Below are 14,360 nucleotides of genomic sequence, written 5' to 3'. Positions count from 1 at the left end.
CCGCTGAAGCGGATAAACGAATACCATAAGTTAGAAAATATAAATAAGACGTGCTTTAAGGCAGACTATGAAAATCATCATTATCGGAGCAGGCCAGGTTGGCGCAACGCTCGCAGAAAACCTCGCGAATGAAGACAACGACATTACGGTTATTGATACGGATTTAGTCCGCCTTAGAGAATTACAAGATCGGCTCGATATACAAACAGTCGAAGGGAGTGGCGCGCATCCAGATGTGCTCGAGCAGGCAGGGTGCAATGACGCCGACATGCTTATTGCCGTCAGCAACCAAGACGAAACCAATATGGTGGCTTGCCAAGTGGCTCACACTCTGTTTAAAACCCCCACCAAGATTGGTCGAGTACGTTCCAGTGCTTATGCAAAATACCCCGAATTATTCAGCGATCAAGCGCTCCCAATCGATGTCAGAATCAGTCCGGAAAAAGAAGTCACCAAACATTTAAGCCGTTTGATCCGTTACCCCGGCGCACTACAGGTGATGGAGTTTGCCAATGGCAAAGTTCAGCTTGTGGTCATCAAAGCCGAAAAGGGCGGCCCATTGATCGATCAACCCATCAGTTATTTACGAGAGCATATGCCGTCTATTCAGACACGTATTGCAGCGATTTATCGCGATGGCACATCGATCAAACCAGATGGCAACACACGGATTCATGCCAACGATGAGGTATTTTTCCTGACGGCGCAGCGAGATGTTTTGGATGTGATGAGTGAGTTACGTCCCCTTGATACCCCATACCGCCGTATCATTATCGCTGGTGGTGGTAACATTGGTGAGCGTCTCGCCCACAGTCTTGAAAAAGAATATCGTGTCAAAATCATTGAGCGTAATCCAGAGCGTTGCCGCTATCTATCCGAAACACTGGATAAGACCATTGTGCTAAATGGCGACGCCTCAAGAAAAGAGCTTCTACAGGAAGAAAACATTGAGTCTACTGATGTATTCTGCGCGCTGACCAACAACGATGAAGCGAATATCATGTCGTCCATGCTGGCTAAGGTATTGGGTGTGCGCACGGTTATGACCATCATCAATAACCCCGCTTATGTGGACATCGTTCAAGAAGGCATGATCGATATCGCTATTTCGCCCCAACAGACGACGATTAGCTCCTTACTGACTTATATTCGACGAGGCGATGTGGTCAACGTACACTCCATGCGAAAAGGGGCAGCAGAGGCTCTGGAAGCGGTGGCGCATGGTGACTATCGCTCTTCCAAAGTAGTCGGTAGAAGCATCGCCAAAGTGAACTTACCGGAGGGCGCAACTATCGCGGCGATTGTTCGTGAGGACGATGTGATTTTGGCGACTGGGGATGTCATCATTCAAGCAGAAGACCATGTCATTATCTTTGTCTCCAACAAAAAACAAATCCCCGCGGTTGAACAGTTATTCCAAGTTGGGCTGTCTTTCTTTTAGGGGGCATAGCGAATCTTAAATAAGGAAACTCATCCAATAGGAAACCTAGAGTAAAACTTTCAAGACAGTCAGGTGCCAGGAAGCTAGTATGCATTTTCGAGTGATTTTACGCGTCATTGGGTTATTGGTCATGGTGTTCAGCCTATCCATCTTGCCACCCATTATTGTCTCCCTGATTTATCACGATGGCGAATTAGACTCTTTTTTATATGCCATGGCCATCAATCTCCTATGTGGTTTTGTGCTTTGGTTTCCGGTACGGAAAAACCGCGGAGAGTTGAAAATCCGTGATGGCTTTTTAATTACGGTGTTATTTTGGTCGGTACTAGGCTTGTTTGGTTCTGTGCCTTTCTTTCTCGCCTCGCAGCCGGATCTAAGTTTTACCGACTCCCTGTTTGAGTCGGTTTCTGGTCTCACCACCACAGGGGCCACTATCCTAACGGGCATAGACAATTTGCCTAAATCCATCCTGTTATATCGCCAATTGTTAACCTGGTTAGGAGGCATGGGGATTATAGTATTGGCCGTTGCCATCATGCCTATGTTAGGAATCGGTGGAATGCAGCTCTATCGAGCCGAGACACCAGGGCCCGTTAAAGACTCGAAATTAACCCCCCGCATTGCCGAAACCGCCAAAGCACTGTGGTACATCTATGCCACACTAACCATCCTCTGTGCTCTGGGATATTGGTTGGCGGGCATGGATGTATTCGATGCCATTTGCCATAGCTTTTCTACCGTAGCGATTGGTGGCTTCTCGACACACGACGATAGTATTGGCTATTTTAATAGCATTAGCATTGAGATGATCGCCACCTTTTTCATGATCGTCTCCGCTTTTAACTTCGCATTACATTTTCAGGCATGGCGCCATAAAAGCGTTTGGCACTATTTGGCGGATCCAGAAGCGCGCTTCTTCTTATTTATTTTGGCCTGTACCATCACCTTATCAGTGATCGTATTAGGAATGACCTCAACCTATGATTGGGGCACGTCACTACGCTACGCTGTCTTTGAGTCGGTTTCCATTGCCACCACTTCAGGCTTTGGCACAGCCAATTTCGCCACTTGGCCGCACTTTTTACCTTTCTTATTGATCATCACTTCCTTTGCTGGCGGCTGTGCCAGTTCCACAGGGGGAGGAATGAAGGTCATCCGTATTCTCCTAATCCTTAAGCAGGGTCTACGAGAGATCCAGCGTTTAATCCACCCCAACGCGATCATTCCTGTGAAGGTCGGCGGTAAAGCCGTTCCGGAACGAGTGGTCTCCGCTGTATGGGGATTCTTTTCTGCCTATCTATTGGTGTATGTCATACTGATGGTCGGTCTAATGGCAACTGGTGTTGATCAAGTAACCGCATGGTCTGCTGTAGCAGCGACACTCAACAACTTAGGTCCCGGTTTAGGCAGTGTCTCTAGCACTTATGCAGGCATCAACGATACGGCAAAATGGATGCTGTGCTTTGCCATGTTACTCGGACGCTTAGAAGTCTTCACTTTGCTGGTATTATTCACACCAATGTTTTGGCAAAAGTAACGGTTACATGGATTAGCATGACAAGAGAAAAGTTAGTAAAAGAATAGATAGGAAAGCAAATGACACCAGCCATCAATCAATTGAAGAAGCTAAAAATCGACTTCTCACTGCACGAATACGAACACGATCCAAATTGCACCAATTTTGGAGAGGAAGCCGCCGAGAAGCTCAACATCGATGCAAACAGTGTGTTTAAAACCTTATTGGTGAGCGATGACAAACAGTTTTTTGTTGCGATTGTTCCTGTCACTGGTACCTTAAACCTAAAACGTGCAGCAGCAGCTTTCAAGGTTAAAAAGCTTCGTATGGCAGATCCCAAAGAAGCAGAACGACTCACGGGGTATCTGGTCGGTGGGATTAGTCCGATAGGGCAAAAGAAAAGCTTAACCACCTGCATTGACGACAGCGCTCAAGCACTGGAAAAAGTGTATGTGAGCGGCGGCAAGCGTGGCTTAGACATAGGCCTAGCTCCCATTGATTTAAGCTTGGCATGTCGCAAAGCCAGCTTCGCCAACATTCGTGATAACCAATAGCATAGTCTCAAAGAGAACGTATTTATTTTACTCAACAAACAGCGAAAGGACATAACATGGCGCAAGTTAAGCCGATTATTCTACTAGACCGAGATGGTGTCATTAATCAGGACTCCGATGCTTATGTGAAGTCTGTTGACGAATGGATCCCACTACCAGGCAGTATCAAATCTATTGCCGCCTTGTCCAAATCCGGATTTCAGGTCTTTGTGGTCACCAACCAATCAGGCATTGCACGTGGCTATTATGACGAAGCGACATTACAAGCCATGCACGACAAAATGATTCAATTAGTAGAAGCAGAGGGTGGCACGATCGCTGGCATCGAATATTGTCCGCATGGTCCTGATGACCACTGCAATTGCCGCAAACCAAAGAGCGGCATGATTGAAGCCATTGAAACCAAACTTGGGCTATCCTTCGAAACCACCCCCGCCATTATGGTCGGCGACTCACTACGCGACTTAGAAGCGGGCAAGGCACGGGGCTGTTCTCCCGTACTGGTACTCACAGGGAATGGACGTGAAACGCAATACAAAGACATCGATTTTTATTTCGACGTTTATACAGACTTATCTGCGTTTGCCATCTCAACTTTACATAAATACCAATAAGTAAAAAGAGACAGAGTAAGTAAGTATTTACTCTGTCTCTAATTGACCAATATCTTCACTGTGTTTGAGATTTTCCCTCTAGAATAAGAAGAATATTATCCTCTAACCAATTCACTAATGCCGCGACACGCTCACTGACTTCAACACCCAAAGTGGTCAAACTGTATTCCACATGGGGCGGAACAACAGGGTAAGATGTCCGCAGAACAAAGCCATCGTGCTCTAACGTCTGCAATGTCTGGGCGAGCATTTTCTCACTCACTCCGTTAATCGCACGGCGCAATTCACTAAAGCGATGAGTTTGACCATCTTTTAATGCCACCAATACCAACACCCCCCAACGGCTGGTCACATGATTGAGCACCGCGCGGGAAGGGCACTTATCCGAAAACACATCCCCCCGTTCAAACAAATGGGCCATGTCTTTGCTTTTCGCTACTGCTTTGTTTTCCTTTGTTGAATGAGGGATCGAATTATTTTTCATACTTACCTTTTTGTATGTACTTACCAAAAGTTTGTTAGTGATATATTCTATCCTTAACAGATTCAAACGAAAAGGAGAAAAACCATGATGTTAATTACAGGCGCTTCTGGTCAATTAGGCCGTTTGGTGATTGATAACTTGTTGAAAACCACCCCAGCAAATCAAATCATTGCCGCGGTTCGAAACCCAGAGAAAAACGCAGATTTAGCAGAAAAGGGCATTCAGGTTCGTCAGGCCGATTACAACGATTTTGATTCACTTGTCGCCGCCATGGAAGGAGTAGATAAAGTACTATTGATATCTTCTAGCGAAGTAGGACAACGCACACCTCAACACCGCAATGTTATCGATGCCGCCAAACAAACAGGGGTATCACTCATTGCTTACACCAGTATTTTGAATGCCGATACATCCACGCTTATTCTGGCAGAAGAACACGTTGCAACCGAAAAACTGTTAGCAGACTCTGGCGTACCTTATGTATTGCTTCGCAATGGTTGGTATTCAGAAAACTACACCATGGGCGTCGCGACAGCCCTAGAATATGGCGTCGTTGGCTGCGCTGGAGATGGGAAACTGTCTACTGCAGCGCGTGCAGACTACGCGGCCGCAGCGGCAGCCGTATTGGTTAAAGAAGGTCAAGCAGGCAAAGTATATGAATTGGCTGGTGATAACGCTTTTACGCTCAGCGAGTACGCCGCAGCTATTAACAAGGTATCAGGTAAAACTGTCGCTTACCAAAATGTCCCAGAAGCCGAATACACTAAAATTTTGGTTGGTGCTGGTTTACCAGAAGGCTTTGCTGCCATTCTAGCGAATTCAGAAACAGGCGCTTCTCAAGGTGGATTATTTAGCGACAGCAAAGATCTATCTACTCTCATCGGCCATCCGACGACTCCCATCGAAGACAGTATCAAAGCCGCACTTTAAACGCTAAACGCTTACCACTAGCAACAAAAAGAGCCACGTCTTAACACAAAGTGGCTCTTTGACTCTCTTATTGTTCCTATTTTCTTAAAATAAATAAAACTGTTGCCTCATTATTCATTGTCAACACAGCGCCTATTGGAGCAAAGAGGCTTTCATATAGTGCCAGCAGAAACACCTATCGGTGGTGCTCAGGCCATCTTTATTGACTGGGAGAAAGGCACCTTACTCGGTGGTTCCGAACCACGTAAGGATGGTTGCGCTCTTGGTCTTTAAGGTCATAGAATCCAATAAAGCATATATTTGAACAATATAGGAAATCAAAATGGATCAACTTATGTCGATATGGCCTATCGGTCTAGCTCTTATGGGGACTGGGGTGCTAGCGGGAATTTTAGCAGGCTTATTTGGTGTGGGCGGCGGAATTGTCATTGTGCCTGTATTGTATTTTTTATTACAACACTTTGGCGTCAGCCCCAACTCCGCTATGGCGATAGCAACCGCGACCAGTCTGGCAACCATTGTGCCAACGGCCATTTCGTCTATTCGATCACATCATAAAAAAGGCAATGTTGATGTCGCATTATTAAAATTTTGGGGCGGATTCATACTAGTAGCCTCCGTTATAGGAAGTTATCTTTCCACTCGAGTTTCTGGTGACTTCTTGACTTGGATGTTCAGTATCATCGCCATTTTTATCAGTCTAAACATGCTTTTTCGAGCCAAATCGTCCGCACTGGTTCAATCATTACCAGGGAAAATAGGGCAAGTGATTATGGCCCTTATAGTGGGAGGATTGTCCGTTATGGTTGGCATCGGTGGTGGGACCATAGGTGTTCCTTTACTGACCAGCTGCAATGTTTCAACTCATAAAGCGGTCGGCACCGCCGCTGCCTTTAGTTTACTGATCGCCTTACCTGGTGTTATAACCTTGCTGGCCATAGGGCAAACACCCGCAGACGCGCCGATCGGTACTTGGCGATTAGTTAATATTCCCGCCTTTGTCTTCATTATCCCATTAACTATATTATTCGCTCCCGTTGGTGCGAAAATCGCCGCTAGGCTGAATCAACAATCCCTCAAACGCGCCTTCGCCGTGGTGTTATTTATCACTGGAGCACGCATGTTAATTCAAGTTTCAGGGATACTTTAAGCGAGCAAAAGCGTAATAAAACAGATGTTTCGGAGGCTTTGGAGTCATTTGGGTTTATCCTCTTTGAAGAGTTACCTAAATCGATTCCAATGACTTTAATAGCAGGCACAATGGTTCGACTCTTCCCAAAGGCTATCCTAAGCATAGCTTTGGGAAGAGACAGACCATCTAATTAAACCATTCAAAACAATCGAATGGCTTATTAATGATGTGTGATGTCAGCGACTTAAATCGTGATGCACTGCAATGAGATCAGAATGTCTTTTATAACGTATCCATCACCCCACCATCGACACGAAGGCTGGCGCCCGTTGTGGCAGACGATAGATCAGAGCACACATAAACAATCATATTCGCCACTTCTTCCACCGATGCCATGCGTTGAATAATCGAGCTGGGGCGAGCTTGCATGACAAAATCAGCCGCCACTTCATCAATGGATTTACCACTTTCTTTTGCTGGACCCGATAACATGTTTTCGACGCCATCCGACATGGTCGGGCCAGGTAAAACAGAGTTTACCGTCACCCCTGTACCCGCTAGGCGCTTTGCCAAACCACGAGCAAAGGACACATCAGCTGTTTTGGTGACGCCATAATGGATCATGTCATAAGGAATATTAAAGGCCGATTCAGAGGCCAATATCACAATGCGTCCCCAGCCTTTTTTCATCATAGCGGGAGCAAACGCACGGGACAGACGCACAGCGCTCATCACATTGACTTGCCAGTATTCGTCCCAAACCTCATCATCGGTTTCGAAAAAGTCTTTCATCCCAAAAATACCGGCATTATTGACCAGAATATCCACATCACCCGCTGCCTCGACCAAAGCTTGGCAGCCTTCGCTAGAACCAAGATCCGCCGCAATACCTCGGGTATTTCCACCCAAGCGCTGTGCCGCTTGCTGTGTTTTCTCTTCGGACCGTCCATTAACGATTACCGTCGCGCCAGATTCCTGTAACAACTTAGCCGTGGCAAACCCAATCCCTTGAGTCGATCCCGTTACCAATGCCGTTTTACCTGTAAAATCAATCTTCATCATACTCTCCTTTGAATCTTTCCTTTGAATGGACCGGACTGAATACTCAGTTCTAAAAGCCTCGCGCAACACCAAAATGAAAGCAAGACACGCCCACGTAAGTGCACAGAAGATTCATTTTGGTGGTTATTTTGATGGAATATAATGACTAACATAAATGACGGATTTTATCGGTCGTAATGTTTAAAGAAAGGCTGTATGAAGAGAAATGATATCAAGACGGAATTGTCTTGAGTTCTAGAGTAATACATTTATTACAACCAGAACTGAGCTAATTCAAAAACAAAAAGCCCCCATTTCACGTGAAACAGGGGCTTTGCTTTTACTAATGGATTAAACCTTAAACATCCAAGTTAGCGACACTTAAGGCGTTGTCTTGGATAAAGTTACGACGTGGTTCTACTTCATCACCCATTAGGGTAGTGAACATTTGGTCAGCGGCGACGGCGTCGTCGATGGTGACTCGCAACATACGACGAGCATCTGGGTCCATGGTGGTTTCCCAAAGCTGGTCTGCGTTCATCTCACCCAATCCTTTATAACGCTGTGTGGTTAAACCACGGGACGCTTCTTTCATTAGCCAGGCTTTCATATCGCTAATGGTGGATACTTTTTCGCGACGCTCGCCCCGTTGGATAAAGGATTCTTCACCAAACAATTCTTCCACGGTTTCAGACATGGCGACAATGCGTTTGTATTCAGGTGAGCTGAAGAAAGGCGCTTCAAAGCGATAACGGTTGGACACACCATGGGACATGATATCCACCACAGGCAAGAACAAGTTACGTTCAGTGTCTTTCTCAACGGAGAAATCAAAACGGAAGCCAGTACGAGCGTCCAATGGCATTTGGTTACGAATGGCTTCAACCCATTCCATCACTGTTTCTTCGTTGGTGAGATCCTCTTGAGTGAGAGCTTTACAGTACAGAAGCTTACCCATCACATCTTTTGGATACACACGTGCCAAGCGATCAATATCGGCTTCGATTTTAATGTAATCACGAATCAGTTTAGTCAGGTGTTCACCATGAATTCCTGGTGCTTCTTCATTCACGTGCATGTGCGCGCCATCTAACGCCACTTCAATTAAGTATTGTTCCATGGCCGCTTCATCTTTGATGTATTGCTCTTGCTTACCACGTTTGATCTTAAACAGAGGTGGCTGGGCAATAAAGATATGACCACGTTCGATGATTTCTGGCATTTGACGGAAAAAGAAGGTCAACAGCAGGGTTCGAATGTGCGAACCATCCACGTCGGCATCGGTCATGATGACGATGCTGTGGTAGCGTAATTTATCAGCGTTAAATTCGTCACGACCAATACCACAACCCAAGGCGGTAATCAGGGTGCCCACTTCGGCAGAGGACAACATTTTGTCAAAACGAGCTTTCTCAACGTTCAGAATTTTACCTTTCAGCGGCAAAATCGCTTGAGTACGACGATCACGTCCTTGCTTAGCAGACCCCCCCGCAGAATCACCCTCCACTAAGTAGATTTCAGAAAGCGCTGGGTCTTTCTCTTGACAGTCTGCCAATTTTCCTGGCAAACCAGCAATGTCTAGGGCACCTTTGCGGCGGGTCATATCACGAGCTCGACGCGCCGCTTCACGGGCACGGGCGGCATCAATCATCTTATTGACGATGATTTTCGCTTCGTTTGGCTTTTCAAGCAGGTATTCAGCAAAACGCTTACTCATTTCCTGTTCTACAGCGGTTTTTACTTCGGACGAAACAAGCTTGTCTTTGGTCTGAGAAGAGAACTTCGGATCAGGAACTTTTACCGATACAATGGCGGTCAAGCCTTCACGGCTGTCGTCCCCAGTGGTGGCAACTTTTTGTTTCTTCGCCAGGCCTTCAGATTCGATAAAGTTATTCAAGGTACGCGTCAAGGCACCACGGAAGCCCGCTAAGTGAGTACCACCGTCACGTTGTGGGATGTTGTTGGTGTAACAATAGATGTTTTCTTGGAAACCTTCGTTCCACTGTAGTGCCACCTCTACGGCGATGCCGTCTTCTAGGTCATCACGCTGGCAGATAAAGTGGAAGATGTCATTAATCGGAGTTTTATTGGTGTTCAAATGCTCAACAAAAGAACGTAGCCCACCTTCATAGTTAAAGAATTCTTCTTTACCAGTGCGCTCATCTTTCAATTTGATGGCGACCCCAGAGTTCAAGAAGGATAATTCACGCAGGCGTTTTGCCAAGATGTCATAGTGGAACAGGATATTAGTAAAGGTGTCGGCAGAGGGCTTGAAGTGAACCGTTGTGCCTTTGCCATCCGAGTCTCCAATGATCGCAAGAGGCGCTTGTGGCACACCATGCTTGTAATGTTGCTCGTAGACTTTGTCGTTTTTACGAATGGTTAACGTCAGTTCTTCGGATAGGGCGTTGACAACCGAAACCCCCACGCCGTGAAGACCACCCGATACCTTGTATGAGTTATCGTCAAACTTACCACCAGCATGGAGAACCGTCATGATAACTTCGGCAGCCGAGACGCCTTCTTCTTCGTGCATATCAACCGGAATACCACGACCATTGTCTGACACAGAAATCGATTCGTCCGGATGAATCAGTACCGTGATGGTGTCACAATGGCCTGCTAAGGCTTCATCGATGGAGTTATCAACCACTTCGAACACCATGTGGTGCAGACCCGTACCATCGTCCGTGTCACCGATGTACATACCGGGACGTTTACGAACGGCATCAAGCCCTTTGAGCACCTTGATACTGGACGAATCGTAATTATTTTCACTCATTTAACTCTCCTGAAAACCTTTGCTCGATAAGGACAATTCGCCGTTATTCATAGAAAAGTGACGAACGTCTGTGGTGTCGGCCCACGTAAAATCCGTGGTATCTGGCCCAACACTGGTAATAAAAATTTGACTGTTTAACGACTCCAACAAACGACACAATTTTTGTCGATGGTTGGCATCCAACTCTGCGGGTAAATCATCCACTAAAAACACCAGTGGCCGACCCATTTCGATCAGCAATTGCCCTTGGGCAATTTTCAGCGCTGAGACGACCAGCTTTTGTTGGCCACGGGAGAGGGTGTCTAAGGCATCCCCGCCTGCACTCTTCACACGTAAGTCCGCTCTTTGTGGCCCAGAGTGGGTATAACCCAACTCAATATCACGCTCGCGCCCCGCTTCAACCGCCATTTGCAGCGTCTTTTGTGAATCCCAGCCTTGATAGAACTGCAAACTCACGGCCAACTCGGCATTTAATACTGACAATACCTGCAAAAAGTACGGCGTTAAGCGCTCTACATAGGCTTTTCGCGACCCATTCACTTGCTCACCAAGACGGATTAATTCCTGATCGAAAGCCGCCAGCAAACTAGGGGAGATTTTACCACGTCTGAGCAAGGTATTCCGCTGTTTTAATGCTTTTTGCCAACCTCGCCAGGCACGAATAAAGCTCCCATCAAAATGGAACACGCCCCAGTCAATAAATTGGCGTCGAACACTGGGGGATCCTTCTAATAATCGAAAGGCATCGGGGTTAATCAGCTGCACAGGAAGACGTTCTGCCAGTTCGATCACAGACTGTGCCCGTTCTCCTTGAATACGCACCTCGATTTGACCATCCCGATGGCGCTGTAAGCCAACGGGCGTAGGGCGGCCATGCTCATTGTGAAGTTGCGCAAACACCAGGCAAGAATCTTGCTCATGCTGAATATAGGTTTTGTGTTTGTGACTACGAAAAGAGCGCCCAAACGAGAGTAGGTGGATGGCTTCTAATACGGACGTTTTGCCGCTGCCATTCTCACCAATAATAATATTCACCTGAGAAGAGGGCTCAAAACGCACACTCGCGAGGTTACGAACATGAGAGATGTCCAAACGAACCAGCGGCATAGGACTAACCTAAATCAAAGAAAAGAGAACCCGCTTGCCTTGGCAAGCAGGTTTCAGTGCGAGGAATCACGGGGTGAATTACAAACGCATAGGCATCACAACGTATTGTGCTGCATGGCTTTGTGCTTCTTCGATCAAAGCACTGCTGGTGTTAGAGTCACTGAGTGACAAACGCACTTCTTGCGAATCTAACACGCCCAAAACATCTAGCAAGTAACCCACATTGAAGCCGACTTCCAGTTTATCGCCCTGATATTGCACCAAGACGGACTCTTCCGCCTCTTCCTGCTCAGGGTTGTTTGCATACACTTGCAACATGCCATTCGATAAAATCAAACGCACACCACGGTATTTTTCATTCGACAAAATTGAGGCACGCAAGAAGACTTGGCGCAATTCCGAACGATCAGCAATGACAATTTTTTCGTTCTTTTGTGGAATAACCCGATGATAATCTGGAAACTTGCCATCAACCAATTTCGAAGTGAAAACGTATTCCGCCACACGAGCACGAATATGGTTGGTACCAATCGTGAGCTCAACCGTGTCATCGCTGTCGTTTAGCAAACGATTCAATTCCAACACGCCTTTACGAGGTACGATCACTTGAGTGAGATCGCCACTGACTTGAGCATCTTCCACCGCCGTTGCCAGACGGTGACCGTCGGTTGAGACCGCACGAAGCTGACCATCGGCCACTTCAAACAACATGCCGTTTAAGTAATAACGTACATCTTGGTTGGCCATGGCAAATCCGGTACGCTCAATCAAACGACGTACTTTGTTTTGCGCCACAGAAACGGTCAATTCGCCTTGCATGTCTTTAATGTTCGGGAATTCATCGGCGGGTAAGGTGGACAAGCTAAAACGAGAGCGGCCTGAACGAATAACGGCTTTTTGATCATCCAAAGTAAATTCAATCACCGCACTATCGGGCAAGCTCTTACAAATGTCCATTAGCTTACGAGCCGGTACGGTAATGCGGCCTTCTTCACACTCATCTAAGGTCACATGACCAATCAATTCTACTTCCGAGTCAGAGCCAGTCAGGGTCAATGTTTGATCTTTGACTTCGACCAACACATTGGCCAAAACAGGCATAGTCTGTTTGCGCTCTACAACGCCTGCCACCAGTTGGAGTGGCTTAAGAAGTGTCTCTCGGACAACTGAAAATTTCATTATTTTCCCCGTTAAATCAAAGTCTTAGACCATCAGGTCGTCAAAATTCGCATCAATTGTTTGTAGTCTTCACGGATATCCGAATCCGTGTCTTGAAGTTCTTTGATCTTACGAATCGCGTGCAGTGCTGTCGTATGATCGCGACCACCAAAGGCATCGCCAATTTCTGGCAGACTATGGTTTGTCAGTTCTTTCGCTAAAGACATGGCCACCTGACGAGGACGGGCCACAGACCGGCTGCGACGTTTTGACAACAAATCGCTGATTTTGATCTTGTAGTACTCAGCCACGATGCGTTGGATATTATCAATGTTCACCAACTTGTCTTGCAAGGCCAAAAGATCTTTTAATGACTCTCTTACGAAATCGGGTGTAATCGCTCGACCCGTAAAATGCGAGTTGGCAATGACACGTTTTAATGCACCTTCTAATTCTCGCACATTAGAACGAATCTTCTGAGCAATAAAGAAAGCCGACTCGTAAGATAACTTCACGCCGCTTTCGTCCGCTTTACGCATCAAAATAGCCACACGTGTCTCTAATTCTGGTGGTTCAATCGCCACCGTCAATCCCCAGCCAAAACGGGACTTAAGACGATCTTCTAACCCTTGAATCTCTTTTGGATAACGGTCACAGGTGAGAATCATCTGTTGTCCCCCTTCCAATAAGGCATTAAAGGTGTGGAAAAACTCTTCTTGAGTACGATCTTTACCCGCAAAAAACTGAATATCGTCAATCAGTAACGCATCGACCGAGCGATAATAGCGCTTAAAGTCGTTAATAGCGTTCAGCTGTAATGCCTTAACCATGTCCGCCACAAACCGCTCTGAATGCAGATACACGACCTTCGCATTCGGATTGTGGTGCATTAACTTGGTTCCCACCGCTTGCATTAAGTGGGTTTTACCCAAACCAACGCCGCCGTATATAAAGAGGGGGTTATAGGCTCCGCCAGGGTTTTCAGCGACTTGTAACGCGGCCGCATGAGCCAATTGGTTGGATTTCCCTTCAACGAAGTTGTCAAAGGTAAAAGAGTTATTCAGATTCGCCCCGTGATTGATACCGCCTTCTACTTCCACTTTTCGATTAGGAGGAGTAAGGGGTAACTGGCCTTGCTCGTACGGCTCTAAATCGCTTTCGCGTAAGCCTGTATCCGACAAGGTTAGTGGCGCTTCAAATTCCAAATCCGCATGTTGACTCTGTTCACCATCCATCAAACCAAAACCTGGACGATAGCCAGACTCATTAGCCACATCATTATTTAACGGACTGGATACGGGCTCAACGGGAGTAGGAGGGGGCGGCGGTGCCTGATTTGCCTGAGCGAAGTTCTGCTCTTTTACGGCAAAGCGTAAAGTAGCGGCAGGATCACTCCCAGCAAACTCGGATAAGAGTTCTTTAATACGCGTTTGATATTTGTTACTCACCCAATCCAACACAAAACGATTCGGCGCGCGAAGGCATAATTCCCCATTAGGCGTTATTTCTGCCTGCAATGGACGAATCCAAGTATTGAACTGCGATGTGGAAAACTCCTCCTGCAAGCGCTGCAGACAAAGATTCCAATGCTCCAAAGACAC

Annotated in this window: 12 protein-coding genes; 6 read left to right on the top strand and 6 right to left on the bottom strand. The window is 46.6% G+C overall.

The genetic code is table 11. The annotated features are described in order from the left end of the window. The first annotated feature begins 67 nt into the window (after nt 1-67). From trkA to gmhB, 4 genes are all read left to right on the top strand, one after another. A complete protein-coding gene (gene trkA, locus AC0VYG_RS00060; RefSeq protein ID WP_475430331.1) occupies nt 68-1,441 on the top strand; it encodes a Trk system potassium transporter TrkA in 1,374 nt (457 codons plus the stop codon). 88 nt (nt 1,442-1,529) lie between these two features. Next, entirely contained in the window at nt 1,530-2,978 is a 1,449-nt protein-coding gene (locus AC0VYG_RS00055; protein WP_475430330.1) for a TrkH family potassium uptake protein, read from the top strand. A 59-nt stretch (nt 2,979-3,037) separates the two neighbouring features. After that, complete coding sequence (gene ybaK / locus AC0VYG_RS00050) at nt 3,038-3,511, top strand: Cys-tRNA(Pro) deacylase (RefSeq protein WP_475430329.1); 474 nt, start codon at nt 3,038-3,040, stop codon at nt 3,509-3,511. 56 nt (nt 3,512-3,567) lie between these two features. Further along, nucleotides 3,568-4,125 (top strand): D-glycero-beta-D-manno-heptose 1,7-bisphosphate 7-phosphatase, encoded by a 558-nt coding sequence (gmhB, locus tag AC0VYG_RS00045; RefSeq protein ID WP_475430328.1) that lies wholly within the window; start codon nt 3,568-3,570, stop codon nt 4,123-4,125. A 55-nt stretch (nt 4,126-4,180) separates the two neighbouring features. Here gmhB and AC0VYG_RS00040 read toward each other — a convergent pair whose 3' ends face one another. Then, nucleotides 4,181-4,609: a winged helix-turn-helix transcriptional regulator gene (locus AC0VYG_RS00040; protein ID WP_475430327.1), complete on the bottom strand. Its 429-nt coding sequence runs from the start codon at nt 4,607-4,609 to the stop codon at nt 4,181-4,183. Nucleotides 4,610-4,693: 84 nt separating this feature from the next. Here AC0VYG_RS00040 and AC0VYG_RS00035 point away from each other — a divergent pair, with 84 nt between their 5' ends. Beyond that, a complete protein-coding gene (locus AC0VYG_RS00035) occupies nt 4,694-5,539 on the top strand; it encodes an SDR family oxidoreductase (protein WP_475430326.1) in 846 nt (281 codons plus the stop codon). A gap of 322 nt (nt 5,540-5,861) precedes the next feature. After that, nucleotides 5,862-6,689 carry a sulfite exporter TauE/SafE family protein gene (locus AC0VYG_RS00030; protein ID WP_475430325.1) on the top strand — a complete coding sequence of 276 codons (828 nt, stop codon included), beginning with the start codon at nt 5,862-5,864 and terminating at the stop codon, nt 6,687-6,689. A 264-nt stretch (nt 6,690-6,953) separates the two neighbouring features. Here AC0VYG_RS00030 and AC0VYG_RS00025 read toward each other — a convergent pair whose 3' ends face one another. The 5 genes from AC0VYG_RS00025 to dnaA all read right to left on the bottom strand — a co-directional run bounded on the left by AC0VYG_RS00025 (nt 6,954) and on the right by dnaA (nt 14,360). Next, nucleotides 6,954-7,733 carry an SDR family NAD(P)-dependent oxidoreductase gene (locus AC0VYG_RS00025; RefSeq protein WP_475430324.1) on the bottom strand — a complete coding sequence of 260 codons (780 nt, stop codon included), beginning with the start codon at nt 7,731-7,733 and terminating at the stop codon, nt 6,954-6,956. A gap of 337 nt (nt 7,734-8,070) precedes the next feature. After that, entirely contained in the window at nt 8,071-10,494 is a 2,424-nt protein-coding gene (gene gyrB, locus AC0VYG_RS00020) for a DNA topoisomerase (ATP-hydrolyzing) subunit B (protein WP_475430323.1), read from the bottom strand. Beyond that, entirely contained in the window at nt 10,495-11,601 is a 1,107-nt protein-coding gene (recF, locus tag AC0VYG_RS00015) for a DNA replication/repair protein RecF (RefSeq protein ID WP_067011795.1), read from the bottom strand. 78 nt (nt 11,602-11,679) lie between these two features. Next, nucleotides 11,680-12,780 (bottom strand): DNA polymerase III subunit beta, encoded by a 1,101-nt coding sequence (gene dnaN / locus AC0VYG_RS00010; RefSeq protein ID WP_067011793.1) that lies wholly within the window; start codon nt 12,778-12,780, stop codon nt 11,680-11,682. Between the two features lie 32 nt (nt 12,781-12,812). Further along, a complete protein-coding gene (dnaA, locus tag AC0VYG_RS00005; protein ID WP_475430322.1) occupies nt 12,813-14,360 on the bottom strand; it encodes a chromosomal replication initiator protein DnaA in 1,548 nt (515 codons plus the stop codon).

This window comes from Marinomonas sp. 63XJN7_7_ISO-PGPR-S23-202 (assembly GCF_056173505.1).
The sequence above is the reverse complement of the archived record's forward strand: the minus strand, read 5'-3'. Positions and strand labels throughout refer to the sequence as shown.